At 49.1% G+C, this 22,091-nt stretch carries 16 protein-coding genes; all 16 read right to left on the bottom strand.

All coding sequences use genetic code 11. The annotated features are described in order from the left end of the window. Positions 1 to 66 precede the first annotated feature (66 nt). Positions 67 to 1,254, bottom strand: coding sequence for a hypothetical protein (locus tag LBW88_RS10275; protein WP_224932443.1), 1,188 nt, complete (start codon positions 1,252 to 1,254; stop codon positions 67 to 69). A gap of 42 nt (positions 1,255 to 1,296) precedes the next feature. Next, a complete protein-coding gene (locus tag LBW88_RS10280; RefSeq protein ID WP_224932442.1) occupies positions 1,297 to 1,941 on the bottom strand; it encodes a DUF2931 family protein in 645 nt (214 codons plus the stop codon). A 289-nt stretch (positions 1,942 to 2,230) separates the two neighbouring features. Then, positions 2,231 to 2,869 (bottom strand): DUF2931 family protein, encoded by a 639-nt coding sequence (locus LBW88_RS10285; RefSeq protein WP_224932441.1) that lies wholly within the window; start codon positions 2,867 to 2,869, stop codon positions 2,231 to 2,233. After that, entirely contained in the window at positions 2,866 to 4,701 is a 1,836-nt protein-coding gene (locus LBW88_RS10290) for a PAAR domain-containing protein (RefSeq protein WP_224932440.1), read from the bottom strand. Before LBW88_RS10290 ends, LBW88_RS10285 begins: the two co-directional genes overlap by 4 nt. Before the next feature lie 28 nt (positions 4,702 to 4,729). After that, positions 4,730 to 5,674: a formylglycine-generating enzyme family protein gene (locus tag LBW88_RS10295; protein ID WP_224932439.1), complete on the bottom strand. Its 945-nt coding sequence runs from the start codon at positions 5,672 to 5,674 to the stop codon at positions 4,730 to 4,732. A 41-nt stretch (positions 5,675 to 5,715) separates the two neighbouring features. Further along, entirely contained in the window at positions 5,716 to 6,672 is a 957-nt protein-coding gene (locus LBW88_RS10300; RefSeq protein ID WP_224932438.1) for a formylglycine-generating enzyme family protein, read from the bottom strand. Positions 6,673 to 6,710: 38 nt separating this feature from the next. Further along, positions 6,711 to 7,658, bottom strand: coding sequence for a formylglycine-generating enzyme family protein (locus LBW88_RS10305; RefSeq protein ID WP_224932437.1), 948 nt, complete (start codon positions 7,656 to 7,658; stop codon positions 6,711 to 6,713). Between the two features lie 40 nt (positions 7,659 to 7,698). Beyond that, positions 7,699 to 8,661, bottom strand: a complete 963-nt coding sequence (locus tag LBW88_RS10310) for a formylglycine-generating enzyme family protein (RefSeq protein ID WP_224932436.1) — start codon at positions 8,659 to 8,661, stop codon at positions 7,699 to 7,701. A 7-nt stretch (positions 8,662 to 8,668) separates the two neighbouring features. Continuing rightward, the gene (locus tag LBW88_RS10315) at positions 8,669 to 10,927 is read right to left on the bottom strand and encodes an ATPase (RefSeq protein WP_224932435.1); all 2,259 of its coding nucleotides are present in this window, start codon (positions 10,925 to 10,927) and stop codon (positions 8,669 to 8,671) included. A gap of 17 nt (positions 10,928 to 10,944) precedes the next feature. Then, positions 10,945 to 13,467 (bottom strand): type VI secretion system Vgr family protein, encoded by a 2,523-nt coding sequence (locus LBW88_RS10320; RefSeq protein WP_224932434.1) that lies wholly within the window; start codon positions 13,465 to 13,467, stop codon positions 10,945 to 10,947. Next, positions 13,467 to 16,112 carry a type VI secretion system ATPase TssH gene (gene tssH / locus LBW88_RS10325; protein ID WP_224932433.1) on the bottom strand — a complete coding sequence of 882 codons (2,646 nt, stop codon included), beginning with the start codon at positions 16,110 to 16,112 and terminating at the stop codon, positions 13,467 to 13,469. Before tssH ends, LBW88_RS10320 begins: the two co-directional genes overlap by 1 nt. A gap of 199 nt (positions 16,113 to 16,311) precedes the next feature. Continuing rightward, a complete protein-coding gene (locus LBW88_RS10330) occupies positions 16,312 to 16,803 on the bottom strand; it encodes an Hcp family type VI secretion system effector (protein ID WP_034826164.1) in 492 nt (163 codons plus the stop codon). 16 nt (positions 16,804 to 16,819) lie between these two features. Beyond that, entirely contained in the window at positions 16,820 to 18,517 is a 1,698-nt protein-coding gene (locus LBW88_RS10335; RefSeq protein ID WP_224932432.1) for an OmpA family protein, read from the bottom strand. A 10-nt stretch (positions 18,518 to 18,527) separates the two neighbouring features. Beyond that, positions 18,528 to 19,190, bottom strand: coding sequence for a type VI secretion system protein TssL, short form (tssL, locus tag LBW88_RS10340; protein ID WP_200574640.1), 663 nt, complete (start codon positions 19,188 to 19,190; stop codon positions 18,528 to 18,530). Further along, positions 19,187 to 20,536 (bottom strand): type VI secretion system baseplate subunit TssK, encoded by a 1,350-nt coding sequence (gene tssK, locus LBW88_RS10345; RefSeq protein WP_224932431.1) that lies wholly within the window; start codon positions 20,534 to 20,536, stop codon positions 19,187 to 19,189. Before tssK ends, tssL begins: the two co-directional genes overlap by 4 nt. A 14-nt stretch (positions 20,537 to 20,550) precedes the next feature. Next, positions 20,551 to 22,083, bottom strand: coding sequence for a type VI secretion system contractile sheath large subunit (gene tssC, locus LBW88_RS10350; protein ID WP_224932430.1), 1,533 nt, complete (start codon positions 22,081 to 22,083; stop codon positions 20,551 to 20,553). Positions 22,084 to 22,091 lie beyond the last annotated feature (8 nt).

Genomic DNA, 22,091 nt, shown 5'->3' on the forward strand with positions numbered 1-22,091 from the left:
GCAGCCACCAATAACTAACAAACACAGAATTAAAATCCATGTGCTTAGGCGTCTTATCTTCATTTTTTATCCCTGCTGATATTCGCGTATTACACCGCTATGAGCCGTTTTATCCTGGAGCATGACCAATTGGGGTTGATGAGTTGCATTAAATTGCTCACTAGCACAGATCAGCAACATGTTGCCTGCTGCAGATAACGGCTTACCCAATGAACGATCGAGATGGTGAGTATTTTTTTCATTAATTAAATATCCGTCCTGATTCAGCCTCACAACCGCATCGACTTCCGCTTCTTGAGACAGCTGGCTTAACCAGACAAAGAAGGGCTGCTGTTGGCTGATATGACCCCACAATAGCGATTCAGGCAAAGCATCCTCTGACTGTTGCCAACGATTAGGTCGATGAATGGCAGCGACAGGTTTCAGGTGCTGAGGCTGTTTAATGTGAGGTAATGCGATTAATGCTGCACTCACCACTTCGCTGCTTTCGGCCACTGGCGAGAGCTGCAGCTCAATTTCAATCGATAACACCAGCGAAGCGCTGATACCGCCATCCAGCCAGCTATCGATCCACATCAGACCGTCGCCCTGATGGTCAATTACAACGTCATTAAAAGGCAATTGGAGTTGTTTTAGCGTTCGGCCCACAGCGGCACGCATTGCCATATCACCCACCGTTTCGTTATGCCTGACACGCACATAACAAGGCTCAGTAAAACGTTGAGTATCAAGGGAAGCTAAGACCTGTTTTAGGTGTAACGTTAACTGCTCACCATAGTAATGCGAGTCGTCTGTTGTCACAGAGGGTAAAAATAAACGAACACTTAATGGCTTACCTACAGCCTCTATAAAGATTGGTTTTAATTCAGGCTGTTGAGTTGACAGCAATTTCACTAAGTTATGGTTCGCCAGCGGCGTATGATATGCAGTGTCGAGTAATAAAACCGGTTGTTGACCATGATCAATTAAAGCGGCCTCAGTGGCATTACGTACTCCATTCCACTGCTCAGCATATTCCCTTTGATTCTCATAACGGCGTAATCGCAGGCTAAAAACAATGACGCCAATTACCAATGGAGCAATGAGTATAAATATTTTTAACTGCGGCGAAAGTGATGAGAATAAGTGAGGGTGATATCTTTGCACCAATCCTATCAATAGTGTAATCAGTAACGGGAGTACAACTCCCTTTTTTTGCTTTGGCCTTAGGGGTATCGGCTTGGGTTCAGGCAACTCATTAAGATTCACAGGCATAATAGTATCTAATTTTTAGCACCGGGTAGCGAGTAGTAAAAATCACCACTTTCCATAAGGGTAAGTTTTTCCCTCTACAAATTTTTTGGCCGCAGCAGACAATTTATAGCCTCCTTTATAGGCCCCAAAATTTTTACAGAAGGTCAAATCATTTCCATTTACCGTTTCTCCTTCGGCAATCTGAATATTTTCACCACCATTAATATCTGGCGTATTGAACCAAGCGCGAACCTTACCCTCAGGAGCAACGCCGATAACCATATTATTTCGATAATAATCACCTAAGGGCGTCGCTATGGGTTGACGCATCAACTTCCAAACCTCAGATGGAAATTCCAGGGTTGTCTGATAAACTTTTTTATCTACAAAAGATTTCCAGCATATTTGCATCCATTGCGGTGGCATCTTGCCTTTGTTAGCTATAGCAGTACTCCTCAGTATAATCTTTCTCCAGGCGTTGACACTCATACTGTCCGCAGTCGTGAGATCAGGCGCGTAGTTTTGATTTAAATATCCATCAGTATCAAGAAATCGTACATAGGTCACTTGGGCAGGAAGATAGCTTGGATACACAAATACATATGTCCATTCGTCGTAAGGTAATGGCGGATTTTTTGGTGCAGCAGAACAAGTATAGCTAAAGATTATAGTACAATAAAAAACATTCAACTTAAGGGACACGCTCATTAATTACAGCCTCCCACCATTAAGATCAGAACAAGATCTCTTCCATTGTTCACCGGGGCGATCTACAAACCAAATGATTTATAGGCTTTTACTGTCCCCCGTAATTTCCATCTTACTGTTGAGCATTACACTGTTCCAGTTACGGCGCAGAGAATAGACTTTCAAAAAGGTTCATATCCTCACAAGAAAGTTCGGTTACATAACCACCTTAACGAATCGCTCCTTACTGACTTAATAGCATTACAAATATGGAAAGTATTATTTAGCACCGGGTATCGAGCAGAGAAAATCACCACTTTCCATAAGGGTGGGTTTTTCCTCTGATAGCAGAAAGTAATTCTTGAGAAGATGGATATCCGTCTTTAAACGCCATTTTATTCTTGCAAGTCGTCAACTTACTGTCACTTACCGTTTTAACTTCACCAATTAGAATATTATTCTCACCGGGCATGTTAAACCAGGCTCGAACTTTTCCACCAGGGGCTAAACCAATGACCATATTATCATGATAATATGGCCCCATTGAGGCGGGTACTGGCGTGCGCATCATAGACCAAACCTTTGGCGGAAATTCGATTGTTGTTTGATATACTTTTTTATCCACCAACGAATCCCAGCAAAACTGCATCCATTGCGGTGGCATCTTTCCCTTATTAGAAATGGCAGATCGACGACGAATATCGCGCCTCCATGAATTGACGCTTTCTCTGTCCTCAGTAGTTAAATCAGGCAACGGATTAGTGTTCAGATAGCCATCTGTATCAAGAAACTGTACAAATGTTACTTCTGCAAATAATGCTTTTGGATAAACGAAAACATAGCTCCAGTTTTTGTACGGTAGTGGTGGATTTTTTTCTTTAGCGTAAGAGAATGAAACCCACAGCATCAATAAATAATAAATCGGCACTCTTGGCAAAAATTTAGTCATTGAAGATTCCCGTTAATATCATAAATTGCTCTTTTCCAATTATCGCAAGGCCTATTGACAAATCCAATTAATTCCGATGCTTTAACTGCATGAATTATTTCACCACTTTTATTGACTATGACCGCATTCCAATTAGCAGAACAATGTACATACTCTTTAGCAATAGCATTAATTTCACTTTGAGTGAATTCCGTTGCCTTGCCGCCATATCTAGCTGCTTTAGAGAGCATCATAGCCTTTTCAAGACAAGTGGTTAAATTTTCAGGCACACTAAATCTTGGTGAAACTGCACTAACGAAGCAAGCACCCGCATCCTTTGCGGCATCTAACATCACATGCAAAGAGATATTTGATAATGAGTTCTTTACCTCGCGCTTTAACGTGATGGCAGAACCCATCCTCTTTTTTCTTCCGCGTTGGTTTTCAGGTACAAGTTGATCCTGCCAGCTATGAATTTCAATGTCATTATCGATGGTGAGTGGATATATAGCGGAGTATTTTTCAAGTTCCAACAAGGCTTCACTTGATTTTTTAAATGATTTTGAATCTTTGACATCCCGTTCGATATCTTCCGTGGTAAATTCAGGCCGCGAAAGAAACACATTACTTTCCTCTAAAGGATTATAGCCTCCACCAATGTCTGAGTGCACACCGGGGAGTGATATCTCTGGATAGGAAGGTTTAATGCTGTTAAGAGAAAAATTATATCGACATTCATGCATAGCAGTAATTTGAAACACTTTATCTGCAATACCAATGGGTAAATAAAGATCTACACTTCCATTTTTATTATCATGTGGGCTAAAGCCATCTGAGATTGTGCCAATCGCGGCGACTGTATCAAAAAGCCCCAGGAATCGGCATTTATCAATGGGTAATGCCGTGCTTCCTTTATAATTATTTTCATTCAGGATTGCACTAAACATTCTCTTTATGTCTTGATCATGCTTAAAAACACGATTCGCGAAGTGACGCGCTGCCGCAGCACCTCGGCTAAAGCCGAAAATATCGAATTTAATCTCATTTATCACTGCGGAAGGATTCTCGTTGAAAAATACCTTTAGCGCAGCACTGATCAAATCAATAGCAAAATCAGTGTTTCCTACAACACCCGTTTCTAGCAAGCCAATAGCCATGCCAATTTTGTTATCACCTTGGCTATTTCTTGTTCCAATACCGGGGACATAAATGCCAAGTTGGCTATCACCATTGGGTTGAGGGCTTACATCATAAAGTTCATGCAAATAAGAAACATTTGAAAAATACCCGTCATAGCTCGTCCTGCCAAAATCACCCGGTTTGCCAAATTCATCTGCCCGACATTGCTTCGCTATTGATATTGCCTCTTCATCACTAAATCCTTCATCTGCTGCGCTGCAATTCTCAAGCCGATCACGAGTATTTTCAGCATTGTTACCTGTCCCATCAAAAAATACGCCAATGACCAATGTAATGGCGTCAACTCCAGATTTCGGCTTTTTACTTGCTTGCGCATGCTGTTCAGGTTCACCTTCTTTCACCGCAGAAGATGCCAATGTTGTTTTTGATGCCTGCCCAGGTGAAATCACAGTATGATTGGAGCAGCCGCAGGTAACAGCACTGCCATGAACAGCAAAAGGAATGCCGTTCACTTTGGTGCCCGCCATTCCAGCACCTGTTGTAATAGTACCGGTCTGCTTACAAGCTGGGCACCAGACTTTATCCCCCTCACGTGCGACTGGCGTGCCATGCACAGTATGGTTTTCCAGCCCCTCAAGAATTACACCTCCGGTGCTGGTCTTGTCGCCTTTTAACGCTACCGGTTTGCCATTTAATGTAGGTCTGTTCGCCATCGTTAATGTCCTTATTTGAGAAGGGAATTTAATTAATGGGAGATGAACTGTTAACAACGCAACGGAAAGTCATAGCGAGGGGTAAATCTCCATCATTATCAGGGCTCATGTTAGTTCTAACCACAACAACTCCCCGACCCGGACCTGATATTTCATCTCCACGTATCACTTTGGTATGCTTACCATCGTAATTTTTCCACGTTGGATTTTCAGGGCCTTGAGGATCATTTTTCGCTGAGTGTTGATAATAATCTGGATCATACCAATCTTTAACCCACTCAAATCCATTCGTACCCATATCATATAATCCGATTGGATTTGCTGGATAACTCCCTACTGGTAAAGCACTCAGAGACCCAATAGTTATGTTGTTTTTCTTAGCCCAAACATCTCGATCTTTGGATGTTGCAACATTATTTTTTTCTCCATTAACATGCCATTTTCCATCATCAGTTGGTACAACCAGATATTTCCCCTTACTACGAGCCGCATATTCCCACTGAGCTTCAGTGGCTAATGAAATCGGCAATTTTGATACTCCTGCCAGCCATTCACAATATCCATTTGCTTCGTACCAGTCAGCATGAGCTGGCATATTTGGTATTTTATTCAACGAGTCCCATTCACTTTGCATCACAGAATCTTGTCGATTTTTTTTACCGGCCTGTTTCAAGTAGTATTGAAACTTTGAGTTAGTAACTTGATATTTACTTATTGAATATGAACTAAGCTCTACTTCATGCAATGGCTTACTATCTTTCTTAGCGTCTAAAGGTAAATGTTCATCATAATGTTCAACGCCGAAGTCTCCCATCATGAACGACCCACCGTTGATGTATACAAAATTCGACTTTACTTTATTAATGAAAGTTGACTTAGCAATCTCTTCTTGCGTGGTTGAATCTAAAGAAAAATTATCACATCCACTCAAAGTCAATAAGCAGACAAATGGGACACATAAGCGAACTATCATTATCTTTACCCATGAAAGGCTGACATCATAACTTTAAAAAATCATTGCACCGGAGATGGACTATTTACAACACAACGAAATGTAAATGACATTGGCAAATCACCATTATTATCTGGTGACTCATTCGATCTACTAACTGTTATCCCTTTACCTGGATTAGAAAGGTCAATATTCCTAACTACCTTGGCGTATTTACCATTGTAATTTTTATAAGTAGGATTTTCAGGTCCCTGAGGATTTTTCACTGGAGAGTGGCTGTAATACTTTGGGTCATACCAATCTTTGACCCACTCCGATCCATTACCTGACATATCAAAGAGACCTAATGGATTTGGGGGGTATCTATTTACAGGCATGGTAGTCAGCGACCCAAAAGAGAGGTTATTCATTTTAGCCCATTCTTTTCTGTCCCTCGTAGTGGCAATATTAATGCCTCGACCATCACTTCCAACTTTCCAGGTTCCATCATCAGTTCCTACTACTCTGTATTGACCTTGACTTCTTGCCGCGTACTCCCATTGAGCTTCTGTCGCTAATGAATATGGCAGATGAGTGATATTTGATAGCCAAGTACAATATTTTTCTGCCTCATACCAATCAGCATGAGCAGGCATATTTTTTATTTTATTAAGACCATCCCAGTCTCTTTGAATTATAGTGTTTTTAGTTTTCGTTATTGGCAATCCATTCTCTTTGAGAAAATACTGGAATTCTTTATTAGTTGTTTTATATTTCGAAATTGAAAAACCATCTAGCTCTACATAATGTAATGGCTTGCTGTCGCTATTGGCATCAAGAGGAAGATGTTCTTTATAATGTTCAACGCCAAAATCACCCATCTGGAACGTCCCTCCCTCGACGTATACCAGATTTGAGTTTACTTCAGAAGTGAATGTTGAAATCGCAAGCTCTTTTTTCTTCATTGAATCTGATGAAAAATCGTCACATCCAATTAATGAAAGCAAAACGGTTAAGTGAATAGACAATCTCATCATCATTTATTACCCCAAGTAATAAGCACTCCTTATTTAATACATCACTGCACGGGAATTATGGAGTTAACAACACACCGAAATGTATTTGCTATTGGCAGACGACCATTGTTATCTGGTGATTTATTATTTCTCACCACCGACTGGCCTCGCCCTGGCCCTGATACTTCATCTCCTCTCATTACCTTAGAATGTTTTCCATAGGGATTTATCCAAGTCGGTGTGTCCGGCCCTTTAGGATCTTTCTTGGCAGAATGTTTATAATAGTCAGGGTCATACCAGTCACTTACCCATTCAAATCCATTACTACCCATGTCATATAAACCCAATGGGTTAGCTGGATATCGTCCTACAGCTATTGCGCTAAGCTCCTCAACTGCTATCCCGTTTTTCTCAGCCCAGTTTGAACGGTCTCTGTCAGTAGGGACGTTAACCCCCTTAAGACCATCGACTTTCCAGGTCCCATCATTTGTCGGAACTACCAAGTATTTTCCCCGACTACGTGCCGCATACTCCCATTGAGCCTCAGTAGCGAGTGAGAAAGGCAATTTCGACTCTTTTGCAAGCCAACCACAGTAATTATTAGCCTCATACCAATCACCGTGGGCTGGCATGTCACCAATTTTATTTAAAGAATCCCATTCCTCTTGCATCGCTGGGGAATCTCGCATTTTCCCTCCTGATTGTTTTAAATAAAATTGATATTCAGAATTCGTAACTTGGTATTTACTAATTGAGTAACTGCTTAATTCAACTTCATGAAGTGGCTTACTGTCTTGATTCAAGTTTAGGGGTAAGATTACTTTGTTATGTTCAACCCCGAAGTCTCCCATCATGAACGTTCCACCCTTTACGTATACCAGGTTCGACTTTACTTTATTAATGGAAGTTGACGTAGCAATATCTTCCTGCGCGATTGAACCTGAAGAAAAATCATCACATCCACTTAAAGCTAATAAGCAGATAAATATAACACATAATCGCATAATCATTTTTAATCCATGAAAGACAGAAACCCCTATAAATGAAAATTCATTGCACTGGATGCGGGCTATTTACTACACATCGAATAGTATAGGAAATTGGTAAATGGCCATTATTATCAATAGTTCGACTTTTTCTGGTTATGGTCGTTCCTTTTCCTGGATCCGAATATGATATACCTCTTGCAACTTTCATTGATTTCCCTTCGAAATTTTTATATTTACTCTCTTTAGGCCCCTGAGGATCTATCTTTGATGAGTACTTATAATAGTTGGGATCATACCAATCCTTTACCCACTCATAACCATTACCCGACATATCATAAATACCGAGTTGGTTCGGTGGATAAATCCCTACTGGTAAAGCAGTTAATGTTTTCAATGAAATATCGTTTTTTTCGGCCCATAACTTCCTATCAATTAATGTCGAAAAGTTTATGCCCCTTCCATCTTTATCAACTTTCCATGTCCCATCATTTGTTCCTACTACTAGAAATTTTCCTCTGCTACGAGCCGCATACTCCCATTGAGCCTCAGTAGCCAAAGAAAACGGTAAATTGGTTACCTTAGCTAACCAGCTACAATATTGTTCGGCTTCGGTCCAGTCAGCATGTGCTGGCATGTTATTTATTTTGTTTAGCCCATCCCAACCTTTTTGATTAATTAGATCACCTGCTTTTCTTAACGTTAAATTTTCATAGCGAAGAAAATATTGAAACTGTTCATTAGTTGTTTTGAACTTCGCAATTGAATAGCTACTTAACTCAACTTCGTGTAATGGTTTACTGTCACTATTACTATCAATAGGTAAGTGTTCATCCAAATGCTCAATACCAAAGTCCCCCATTTGAAACTTCCCCCCCTGAACATATACAACATTCTCTTTAATGTTTTTCGTAAATTTTGATATTGAATCGTTTTTGCTCTTCGCTCCTTCATCACGCATTGAATTATTATCACACGAAACCAATAAGAATGAAGATATAACAAACAGTTGCAAATTAATTTTCATTTCACCCCTAAACATTATATGTCCTTTTGTCATTTAGTGGATTAAAAGAATTTCCATTTGGATAATATGGATTGGAATTAGTATTAAGGAAATACTCTTGAGTATTATTCATCACCAGAGCATAACCCCATGAAATATTTGTTTTAATTCTTGCGTAGATTTGATCAAGTTCATTTGTGAGGCTTAATTCTAAATCATCGAATTCATTAGACCGGTTCCATGATTCGTCAAGAAATGCGCGAATTTCTTGTTCGACCTCATTAATGGTGATTCCTATTATAGTAGAACCGTCATAAGTTCGATGTTGCATAATTTGGTTCCATTCACTTTTAGTTTGTATGCTGTGAAGAATGTTTATTATAGCTTTCTTTCGTGATGCATAAATTTCAAACATTGGCCCATAGGTTTTATGATCAAAATGATCATAAAACCCATGTCTAGTTAATAGGTAAAGAAGTATCCCCTTTGCTTCTGGCGTGTAATCAAGCAAATTCAATGGGTTGGAATTTATATTGTCAGCCAACTGATTTCTCTTTCTTGAGGAAGAAATTCCATTCTCAGCATCAGTTATCACCGACGAAACATAACTGTTAAACTTATCATTAACATCTTCAACATCATCTACAAATTTATTTACCTCCTCATAAACGTTGTCCTTAAACTTAGACACTTGTAAAACACATAAGCGTGTAAAAGTTTTAAATGCATCTTCTGCAATAATTTCCAAATAGTGGTAGTTCAAGGCAAAGAGTTGATATATTAACCATGAAGCAAAATTCTTAAAATGCTCATACCCCACTTCACAAATAAATGCCCCTTTAGCTCCAAGCCCAAAACAGAGACTAGCAGCAATTTTGAAGCAGAATTTGCCGTTGATGAAGTCACACTGGAAAGTAGCTCCTGCCCCTAACCCCGCCAAACCAGCAATACTACTGCCAATGGTGCAAAAATCGACATACTCAGCAGCAGCTTTTTTATCATCAGCGCTGGCATGGCGCTGATCGAGGGAGGACAATGGTTCTAACCATTGCATGCTGCCTTTCAAAAATGCCTCGGCACGAGCACCACCAAAAGCTTCAGCGTTAATACTGACGCCTTCATCATTTTCATTCATTTGCTTTTGGAATTTTGCTCCAGTGGTTCTTCTTTCACTAAAACGCGGCAGCTTGTCACTTTTCTTACCTGTAAGAACCTGCTTAATACCGTCTTGACTCATAAAAGTGGTGACTTGCAACTGTGCTTCAGCCTGAACCGAAGCGCCTACAAAGCCAACCAAGTCTGTATTCAGAATCAACCTGAGCATGCCCATATCGATGGGTGAACTGGATTCTGGTTCATATTTCAGTGGCCAACCTACCCGGTCGGGGTAAAAGTACTTAGCGTTAACTGTTCCGGAAGCGACATTAACAACGGCGCTGGCTTCCCCTTTATAACTTACCTTGCCATTATTGGGGTCCCATTTGCCTGACATTCCAACATTTGAAGTGAAGCGTAAAAATTGTGCGCCTGCCGAAATATCAATGCTGTGTGGTTTTCCATTTTCGTCACTGCCAAGACAATCGTTCCAACTTCCGGCCCACTCGACAAGCGTTTTGTCTATATCGATAAAATCAGCAGGTTTTGGCAACTTAACATCTTGTTTTTTTGGCTTAGGTATTTTTAAATCGGTTAGTTGCTTACGTAGTTTTTTTAAGTCAACTCGCCCGTTCTGATAAATGCTTTCACCTGCTGATGTTCTGTCTTTACCACTAATTTTTACGTTATGTCGTTTCCCTGTACCGAGATCGTCATAATAGGTTTTCTGCACATAAACATATCGACTCCCTGCCAATGCTCGGCCACCTCGGTTTGAAGTCCCTTTGATGGGGATTAGCTCAACCACATCTTTATAGCCCGCACCTTTAGAAGCAAAATCACCTATACGTTTATTTAGTGCTTTTTGAGTGGACGCTAATTCATCCTGTGCTTTTTGCACCGCCTTTTCAGCCTCAGACAATTGACTTTTCTTGTCTGGTTGAGCGTATAACAAACCATACTTTTCAATGAGTGAGGAGTAATTTTCATTCGCTTTGTGGTGATCATCTACACACAATAATAAATCAGTCCAGTGCTCATCAAACTCATGGCTAGCGGACTCTGCCAATAAAACCAATTCTTCAGTATCCGGTTGAAAATAAAGCAACGTCGATTCATGTTCTACTTGAACGGCACTGTTTTCACTTTTATTTAACTGCCCTTCCGCCGCTGGCGTGGCTTTATCTGTCATCTGCAGTCCCTGCCCTGTTATTCAAAAAAGAGGTTAATTTTTTGTTGTTCCAGACCAAAATGTGATTGCGTATAGCCTTCAGCATCTGTCACACCGCGAACCACCGTTCCATCCTCGCTTTCAATACGATAAGGAACATGGGTTTTTGGCTGTTTCGAGGTTTTATCAATTACCTGGAATCGCTCACTCATCGGGTTCTGGAACTCAGGATCAGCAACTGTCATGGGTTGTAGCGCTTGCTCGAGTGATGCCGAGCCACCCCAACTGAGGTTGTCATTCTTGATATTGACGGCGCCAGGCGCACCCAACTCAATTGATCCATCTTTGATTTTGATATAAGCACCGCCGTTACTGACCAGCGTAATGCCCTGCGCAGCGTTAAGCGTGATTTCTCCATTCACACTGTTGATGCTCATCGCCTGATCAGACTGCAACTGCATCGTGCCGGTTTGTGCCTGAATCGCCACCGGGCCACGAGCCGCAAAGATTTTAATGCCCATTTTTTGGGCAAACAGGCTAATTGCCTCGCCTGCTGCGACGGTAAAGCGCTTCATAATGCTGAAGTCAGCATTGGCTCCGGCGGTGGTTGTGAGATTTTGACCTGCTGTCATTTGCATATGCTGCGGTGTGGTTACCGCCACACCTGCTGGCGCGCTGGCGAGCAATGCCGAACCACTTAACTGGTTCAGTTCTGCTTGTAAGGCTTGTTGAGCCTCAATATCGGGCGTATCTGCGCCCGAAGTACCGACGCTCTGTGCCAACGCCTTTGCCAGGGCTAAAGCATTGTTCAATTGCGCAATTGCCGCCTGCATATCCAGAGCGTTACCTTGCCCTTTGGGTTGACCATCCGCACTAATAAACAGCCCTTTCCCCGCACGAATCGCGCCCCAGCTGTCACTGCGTAGTTCAAAGCCTTCGCCACGCTGGGTGCGTTCACCATCCACCAAGTGGCCAAGGTTCAACTGGCTCTTGCCGCCGTAGTCGGTGGAGAGTTTGATGTGCTCTTTGCCGCGCTCATCTTCCATGCGCAGCTTGTTGTTGGCCGGGGTGCGAATCACGTTGCGCTTGTGGTTGGCGGCGCTGACGTGATCTTCATTGCGCGAGTCGTGCAGCGCATAAGCGATATAAGGACGATCGGGATTGCCCGCTTCGAAGGCGATCGCCACTTCGGTGCCCGCGATCAGCGGCATATGCCAACCGTAAGTATCGCCGCTGTACGGTTTTGCCAGACGCACCCACAGGCTTTCGTAACCGGTTTTCCACTGTGTCAGGTCGAAGTCAAACTTCACCTTGTAACGACCGCTCTCATCCAGATGCGCGTAGGTGTCATTTTCAGTCACGCTAGTAACGCGTGCCTGCAAGGTCCCGGCGATGGTGGGTCGTTTGAGCACTTGCGGGCGATAGCCCACGGTTTCGCTGTAGGGAATGCCTTGCCAGCTGAGCGTAAACGACGCGTCACGTCCGCCTTGAGCGCTAATCGCAGTGATCACCACGCCCGCGGTAAACAACGGTGGCACATCGCCGATGATTTCCAGCATCTGCCCCGGTTGCAGTGTAGCCGCGTTGCTGGCACCGCTCAGTTGATGCTGCGCGTTGAGCAAACGTTCGTGGCGCAAGCGGGCATAAAAGGCACCGGTTTCTGTTTCGGCGTCCTGCTGCGCGCCTTGCGTCAGGTAGTTATCGCTGTAGCGATAGACTTCGCCGTAAGCGGTGCTGTCGGCACCGGCATCACCATCGGTGAGCAGGCTGTTTTGCGCATCGCGATAGTTGTAATCTTTGACTTTGACCGCCTGGCTCACCACCTGATGGCTGCTGCTGAGCTTCCACACCGATTCGGTGGCGCCATCGTTCATGCCAGAGAGTGCACGCAGCGGCAATGACACATCAAACTGATAGAACTGCTGGTCGTCAGCGAAAATCACGATCTCTTGCTGCATGCGGCTATCGGCTTCAAAGCGATACCAGATACCCACTTCAGACAGCAGACGCTCGATAAACGCCAGATCCGATTCTTGCCACTGCATCACCTGCTCGCGACGCGGATAAGTGCCACGCAGTCGGAATTCAAACTGCCAGCCTTCAAACTGGTGATTATCACGCAGGATCTGTTCAACGATCTCCGGCACCGACTGGTTCTGGAAAATCGCCGGACGGCTGGCATTGCCCAGCAGCGCCAGCCGTGGCTCCAGCGTGGCCTGATAGCGGGTCTCATCCAGCGATGAAGAGAGGCGCTGGAACTGAGTGATCACGCCATGCACGATGCGCGGTGATTCCATGCTCGGCAGAGAAAAGCCCGCTAGTTGCATACCCGGCGCATTGAAACTGAAGCTGGCGTTTTTCAGCAGCATCTGTTGTGGCGTAATGCCGCTGTCGAGGCTGCTAAAAATGATTTCATAACCATACAGACGACTCAGCGCTTCATCCCCTTTAAAGGATTCCACATCCAGCGCCGCTGCACCGCCCTCCACCTTGAGGTTATAACGGTTCATCGAGCCACTTAAGGTCTGGCCGATTTTTGTCGCGATATCTGCCAGCGCCATTATGCGTTCTCCCCATGCTGTGCCGTCAGGCTCAGGGTGATGCCGGTTTCATCATCAAATCCCAGCGTCAGGTGCGTTGGTTTCTCCTGCTGCGCCAGTTGCAGCAGCAGCGTTTGCGACAGCACCGGCAAAATCTGTTGGTTCAGCAAGCTGTCAATGTTGCGCGCGCCGCTGTCCGGCAGCAGACAAGCGCTGACCAGCGTGTCATACAGGCTCTCTTCGATGTGGCACTGCAGGCCGTAGTGACGTTGCAGCCGTTTGGCGACCTGCCCCAGTTTGATACTGACGATTTCACGCAGCGCCGGGGCATCGAGTGGGCGATAAATCACCGTCTGGAATCGCGCCAGCAGCGCAGGCTGGAAGTGATCGCGCAGGATCGGATGCAGCAGTTCATTAACGTTGCTGGCCGGAGCTTCGGGTTGCTGCTCCAGCAGTGCCATCAGCGCATCGCTGCCGAGATTGGAGGTCATTAAAATCACGGTGTTGCGGAAGTCGATTTCACGCCCCTCGCCATCGCGCATCACGCCACGATCGAACACCTGATAAAAGAGATTGAGGACATCGCGGTGCGCTTTTTCCACTTCATCCAGCAGAACCACGCTGTAAGGACGCTTGCGTACCGCTTCGGTGAGAATGCCCCCCTGGCCGTATCCTACGTAACCCGGAGGTGACCCTTTCAGCTGCGATACGGTGTGCGCTTCCTGATACTCCGAGAGGTTGATGGTGATCAGCGCACGTTCGCCACCAAACAACGTATCAGCCAGCGCCAGCGCCGATTCGGTTTTACCCACGCCGCTTGGTCCCACCAGCAGGAATACCCCCAGCGGACCGTTTTCTGCCGTCAGGCCGGTTTTCGCGGCTCGCAGACGCTGAGCAATCGCGTGCAATCCGGCATCCTGGCCGATCACCCGTTTGCCCAACTGCTGTTCCAGTTCAAGCAGGTTGGTCTGTTCATCTTTCAGCAAACTGCCCAGCGGTACGCCGGTCCAGTCGGCAATCACTTCTGCCACACTGCGCGCATCCACATCCAGCGACAGCAGTGGCGCGTTGCCCTGTAGCGTGCTGAGTTGCTGCTGCAAATCGCCTAAGGTTGCGCCCTGCTCCGACTGCTGGCGGGCCGTCAGTATCTGCTCTGCCAGCGCTTTTTCCTGCTGGAAGCGCAGTTCGAGTGCGGAACATTGTGTTTGCAGCGCGCGGCGTTGTTCCGCCAGTGTGGTCAGGCGCGTGGCATCACCTTGTGGATGGAGTGCCAGATCGTCCTCAATCGCCTGTTGTTCCATCGCCAGTGCGGCGAGCTGCGCCTGCAACTGCATCAGCGCTTCCGGCTGCGTGTCGAGGCTCATGCGCACGCGCGCACTGGCGGTATCCAGCAGATCCACCGCCTTATCCGGCAGTTGGCGGGCAGTAAGATAGCGGCGCGACAGCGTCACTGCCGCCTGAATCGCCGCATCCTGAATGTGTACGCCATGATGTTGCGCATAGCGAGATTTCAGGCCACGCAGCATCAGGGTGGCGTTAGCGTCGTCCGGCTCATCCACTTTGACCATCTGAAAACGACGCTCCAAAGCGGCATCGCGTTCGAAATACTGTTTGTACTCTGACCAGGTGGTGGCGGCGATGGTACGCAGTTCGCCTCGCGCCAGCGCAGGTTTCAGCAGGTTAGCGGCATCCGCGCCGCCCGCCTGGTTGCCCGCTCCAATAATGGTGTGGGCTTCATCAATAAACAGCAGCACCGGTTCAGGTGACTGCTGGACGGCATCAATCACGCTCTTCAGGCGCTGCTCAAACTCCCCTTTCACCCCCGCGCCTGCCTGCAAAATACCCAGGTCGAGGGTGCGCAGCGAGACCCGCTTCAGGCTTTCCGGCACGTTGCCCTCGGCAATGCGCAGCGCCAGTCCTTCTACCAACGCGGTTTTACCCACACCCGGCTCGCCGACCATAATCGGATTGTTTTTGCGGCGGCGAGAGAGGATATCGATCATCTGGCGGATTTCATTATCGCGGCCCAGAACCGGATCGATGTTGCCCGCGCGCGCCTGTGCGGTGAGGTCGTGGGTAAACTTGTTCAGTACCTGCTGCAGCGCTTCAGATAAGGTCTGTTTGCCGTTCAGCGCGGGTTGAGCACGGTCATCCGCCAGCACCCGGTCATTCTCTGCCAGCGCCTGCTGTTCGGGACGCTCTTCTGACTGGGCATCCAGCAGTGGACGCAGTCGCTGCAGTTGGGTAGCGCTCAAACTGAGCAGCGGCCAGGCCTGTTGCGCGTGCAGCCAGGCCGGTTGGGTGATCAACGCCTGCAACAGATGTGCAGAGCGAATCGATGTCGCATTCTCTTCCAGCGAGGCCACCAGCCAGGCGGATTGCAGCAAACCACTGAGCGCGGAAGAGAGCTGAGGACGCTGAGTGACGCTGTGCGGCAAGGTCTCAAGATGGCTGAGCAGCGATTGCCACAGCCCATCCAGATCCCACTCATAGCGGCGGGCTACGGTGACGATATCGCCTTCACCGCTTTCCAGCAGTTTCAACAGCCAGTGCTCCACGGTAATTTCCCGGTGTGCGCGGGTTTGGCAGAGCGCGGCGGCGGCGTCCAGCGCCCGGGCGCAAAAGGGGTTTAGTCGGCGAAGTAAAGCAGGTGAAGAGATATCCATAATAGTCCCGTCCTATGGCAAAAAATCGGGGCATTCATCGTGTTGCGCCATGGCTACCGCACGACCGAGGATCGTTCGTTGGGGTAGAACAGCTAGTTGTGCGATGAATCCAGTCACTGACGCATTGATGTCAATGAGGTACGTAACAGCAGAACAGGCGCCCCACGCAGGGCGCACTGAGATTACTCACGCAGCGGCATTACGCCTGTGCGCGCTCATTCCAGGAATCGGAGTGAATGATGTTGCCGTCTTTGTAAGTCCAGATAACTTTTTCATAGCGCAGCTCAACCACTTCCAGGTGGTTGTGCTTCTCTTTGGCGGGATCTTTGATGTCATGCATCAGCGGAGCCACTTTCACCACCTTCACGTTTTCCAGCTTGGTGTTGAAATACTCTTTTTCCTGACCGGCATCGTCGATTTTGTACCATTTGAATTCAGCCGATTTCAGGGTCTGGCCTGAGGTCACCGCCTTATAGAGATACGGGGTTGAAGAATCGACTTCTTTAGTAAACACTAACGGCGCGTGCACGCGGGTTCCGGTCAGCTTGCCAGTGTTGTTGTCCGTTGGGATGTACAGCGCATGGTCCAGTGCCACGACTTCGACGCTGCCTTCACGGTTCTGTACAGTAACGGAACCTTTGATATCAGCACCGCCGTCGTCCTTCAGCCAAAGGTATGCTGGAATAGCCATGATTAACTCCTGTTGTTTATGGGTTTTTGTCACCTGATGGCGACGAGAGTGATAAGTCTGATTGCCGTGCAGCTGGCTGGCAGGCCGCTGCGTTCGGTACCAGACTGATCTCAACCCTGCGGTTAGCAGCCCGCCCCGCAGAGGTTGTATTGGTGGCGACCGGCCGCGTTGCACCATATCCCTGAATCGCAAAACAGGTTTCAGGGATATCGCTGGTGGCGATCATCCAGTCGCGCACGGCGGCCGCACGCGCCAGCGAAAGTTGCTGGTTAGCGCGCGTATCGCCGGTACTGTCGGTATGCCCGGTGACTAACACCATCCAACCGGGCTTCGCTTTAACATCCATCAGGGCATCCACCAGCACTTTGGTCGATCCCGTTTTCAATGCGGATTTCCCCACCTCGAACAGCGACATGCTGTCCAGACGCACCAGACGTGGCGCCTCTTTTACGGCAGGTTTAGCCGGGGGAACGTAGCCGCGAATCTCTGCCATAACCGGCGGATAGAGCTGCTCTCCGGGATAGAGCCCCAGGGCTAAGTGCAGAGGTGCGCCATTACGCTGAAATTTCTCCAGCAGCCGTGCATCGGTCTGTAACTGGTTTAATGCCGGGACTTTTATCGCCGTATTGGTCATGGCAATTGCACGATAACGCGCGACGTCACTGGCGATGGCGCGTAGCAGACGATGGTTATTCCACGATGAGCACGCCAGCGCGATCACGCTAAACAGCGTCACCAACGCCAGGGCATACACGGCGGCGCGCTGAGGGGGTGAGTAGCCACGACGCACTGGCAGTTGAGCCAGGAGAAAGTCGGGGAAGCGGCCATGGCGGGAAGCCGTATCGGTTGCCAGCGCCCGCAGCGTGGTGCGTTGCTGCAACCACTGCTGCCACAAGTTACGCGGAACCGCTGCCACCTCGGGCTGCCAGCTCATCGCCATCGCGTGCAGATGCAGTGGCGCACTGGCTTGCTCAGTGCCACTGAACTGCGGCAGAACCTGCTCACGCAGCCAGGCGATCTGGCTGCTTAGCATCACGCCCTGTGCCAGTCGCGAGGCTTTTTCACTGTCATCTGCATTCGCTACCCAGCGGCTAAGTGACGTACCCTGTTGCTGCTCATCCCACACGCGCACGCCCGGTTCTGCGGCCTCCACGCTAAACCACGGCGAAGGCGCGCCCTGTAGCAGACAAGCCAGCATCGCGGGTAGCGCATGGCCACTGTGTTGTGCACAGCGTTGTACCTGAAAACGAAATTCTCGCAGCTGTGCCGCCAGTACCGGATGGTCATGATGCTGCTCGGGTTGCAGCACCAGCAGCGCGCTCAGTTGTGTGCTCCAGCCGGGACGTATCGCCAGCAGCATCTCGCTGTAGTGCGCCAGTTGATCCGGCTGAGGAATGAGGATGTAGCATCCCTGCGCGGTTTCACGCACCGGTTCGCGAGCAAACAGCGCCTCTGCGCCTTCGCCCACGGTGAGCACCACCGGCAGACGATAGTCTGCATCCGGCAGTGCAGCGACCAGTTGTTCTCCCAAAGGCGCATGACGCAATGCCTGAGCGGCACGACCTGTGCGCCACCAGGCAATGGCCGCGACCAGCCCGGCCGCCACCGCACCTGCCCAGGCCGCACTTCGGCTCACAGGCAGGAAAACCACGCAGATAATCAACGCAGCCAGGCAGCTCATCAGCCATAGCGTGCGTTTCAAGAGGATACTCAACGGCTGCTCCTTAGCCCTGTGATTCCTGTAACCAGTCACTCAATGACTGTTGAAGCTGGTAATGCAGGCCAAACCACACCACGGCAACGATGACCACCGCGCTCGCTGCCCAGAACCATAGCGAACGGCCACGCCACAGTCCTGTAGAACGGCGGCCAACGTGGACGAGGATCGGGGTCTCTTCTGCTACATCAAACGGCGGCACTCGCGCAGCAAGTTCGGCGATCAGCGCCTGACGCTCCTGCTGCGGCTGATTCCGATAGCGCCCCTGAAAGCCGAGCATTAGCACGCGATGGAAGCAGCTCAGCACCAGTGGGTTTGGCGCGGGCTGCGCCAGCACCTGCCGCATACGCTGATAGAGCAGCTCGCCACCTTGCAGCGTATTGAAGAAACGCGCCTGCAGTGGTGTCCGCATCCAAAAGGCATAGCCGTTGTCGTTTAGCGGGCGATTGAGCACCGTCTCATCCAGCAGCACGCATTGCGCGTAGGCAATGTGGTCGCTGTCTTCGCTGGCAATCCCCTGCCCGGCCAGACGCTGGCGTGTCTGTTCAACCAGTTCAACGCCGCGCTGATAGAGCGCTTCGCCCTCTTCCGCCACATCGCCGTTACGCAGGGCAACCACCAGCAGCCAGCTGTCGCGCAGCAGTTCATCAATGGAGAGTGGTTGTTTCATGAGCGCAGCACCGCATAGAGTTCTAATTTAACGCCCGGCAGCACGCCCGGAACGTAAATGGCACAACTGCCGGCCGTGAGCATCGCGACCGCAGAGGGATGCGCCAGATCCAGCGCAAAGTATTGATTCTCCAGCCGCAGTGGAATCGCTGCTGGCACGTGGCTAAGCGGAATGAGCGGTACACCGTTCAGTGCGCCATTGATGATGTTGTTCACTTCATCTGGCGTACCGATCTTGCACAGCGGCGGGAACTGGCTCTGCAGCTGATGCGCAGGCAAGTCGGAACGCACGGAGAGGTAGAAATCAGCCTCTTCACGCAGGCGACTATCGGTCAGCTGGGCGCGCCACTGATTCTCACGCACCAGCTCCAGCTCCACGGCCACCACGCGGGATGGCAGGCTCGCTTCCAGCAACGTGCTGATCAGGGTAAACAGCGGGGGAAAGACTTCGGCTGGCCTGGCGTGGTCATAACGCGGGATGGCATCCATGTCGTGCTCCAGCGAAAAGGTCAGCATGCTGCCCGCCAGCTTGACCAGTTCGCGATAAACCAGTTCAGGATGGATCATCGGTGAGGCTTCAAAATCCACCAGTACCGGTTCGTAAGTATTGAGCGCATTCAACAGCCAGAACAGGGAAACATCCGCCACGGCAAAATCAGCCATGCGCTGATTATTCTCGCGGCGCATGCCCATCAAGCGCATGCGTTTGGCACGCAATTGCGCGACGCGCAGACTCAGTTGATCCTGCAATAGCTCACTGCCACCAAACGCCAGCAGTGGCGGGATAAACGCGTTGTCGATCTGCCATCCGTTCTGGCCATCACGCTGCAAACGCACCAGTGGACAGGTGAAGTATTCGTCATTGTTATCGATGTCAAAACGCAGCGAGAGTGCGTAACGCTCAACGGCAATCGACTCTTGCTCATTGCCGAACACATCCTGCACCGATACCCACTCCTGCTGGTAACGCAGCGGGCGCTCGGAAGCTTGCGTACCGGTCTGGCAGTTGCCGCCATTAGCGTGTTCCAGTGGCAGCGCCAGCAGCACCGTGACCTGATTGCAGTCCGCGGGAATCGCCCGCTGCAGATCCACCGCCGCAGGCAGCGAATCGGCACGATCGCTGTCAATCAGGGTGCCATCCTGCAAACGCACCGCCAGATGTTGTGCATTCAGGCGATTAACGCGCAGCGCCTCCCCATCGAAGCGCGCATTCAGCACGCCCCACGGGTGTGTCAGACTCAACTGTGCAATGCACTGGTTGGTGAGCGCTTCCCAGCGCGCCTGTTGCTGGAACTGATGCGGCGCAAGAAATGCGCCTTCAATCCACAGCGGGCGTGAAACCTTCATTGTTGCTCCCTGACTTACGCTTTCGCCTTCGGCATTTGAGAAACCAGCGACAAGTTGACATCCAATCCTTCAACCTGGAAATGCGGTACTGCGTACAGTTTGACGCGGAAGAAACCGGGGTTATCTTCGATGTCTTCCACCGTCACCCGGGCTTCACGCAGCGGATGCGATGCCTGCAGATCGTCCGAGGGATCGGTCATCTCCGTGACCAGGGTGTTAATCCAGTTATTCAGCTCCAGCTCCAGCATGCGGCGATCTTTGGTGGTGCCGATGTTTTCCCGTTGCAGCAGCTTGAGATAGTGCGCGATGCGCGACAGCAGGAAAATGTATGGCAGACGCGCATTGATGCGGCTGTTAGCCGTGGCTTCATCGGTGTCATACAGCGCCGGTTTCTGCGCCGAGTTTGCCGAGAAGAAGCAGGCGTAATCGCGGTTTTTGTAATACGACAGCGGGATAAAGCCGAGATTAGCGAACTCAAATTCGCGCGTTTCCGGAATCATCACTTCGGAAGGGATCTTCACCTGATTGCCGGTGCCGAGGTCGTAAAGGTGAATCGGCAAATCCGTCACCGCGCCGCCCGCTTGTGGACCGCGAATCTGTACACACCAGCCGTTATTCACAAAACTTTTCACCATGTTAGCGGCAAACGCAAAAGAGGCGTTGCTCCACAGGTAGCTGTCGTGATCCGGGCCTTTCACCTCTTCCACGTAGTTGAAACTGCGCACGGGCACAGTATCCGGGCCATAAGGCAGGCGCCCTAACACGCGTGGCAGGGTCAGACCGATGTAGCGCGCATCGTCGCTGTCACGGAATGACTTCCACTTGATGTATTCCGCACGGTCAAAGTAGTTAGCGATATCTTTGATGCCCGCCACTTCTTCCATGGTCGCTTTGCCGAAGAAGGCAGCACCCACCGACGCCACAAACGGCATATGCGCCGATGCCGCCACTTTGGAGATGTTACGCAACAGCGCAATATCCTGCGGGCTACGATCAAACTCATAGTTGGCGATGGTAGAACCAATCGGCTCGCCGCCCGGCGTGTCGTATTCCTGGGTGTAGGTATGGTGATAGAAACCGCTCTGCACGATCTCTGGCGCGTCTTCAAAGTCCAGACGCAAGTCGTCTTTCGAGACATCCAGCACTTCAATCTTCACGTTCTGACGGAAGTCAGTACGGTCCACCAGGAACTTCAAACCGCGCCACGCAGATTCCACTTTCTGGAATTCCGGATGATGCATTACCGCATCCAGCTGGCGGCTAATTTGGTTATCCAGTTCGCTGATGTGATTATCGAGCAGCGTCTTATCCAGACGTTCGACTTTCTGCGATGACTGCTTGAGCAGATTGAGGAAGACGCTGACGGCGGCGGTCACGCGCTCATCGGCAGAGGTATCTGCCAGCGCATCATTATCCTGGAATGCGTCAATGCCGTTCAGCTGGCTGACAGGGTTGAGGTTGATCTTCTCGAAAAGCGACTGATAGACACCACCCTCCAGCGTTTCATGGCCTGGACTGGCGGTCGCCTGAGTTTCTCGTTGTGACATAGTTAGCT

The sequence above is a fragment of the Pantoea sp. alder81 genome, from assembly GCF_020179835.1.
Classification (GTDB): domain Bacteria; phylum Pseudomonadota; class Gammaproteobacteria; order Enterobacterales; family Enterobacteriaceae; genus Pantoea.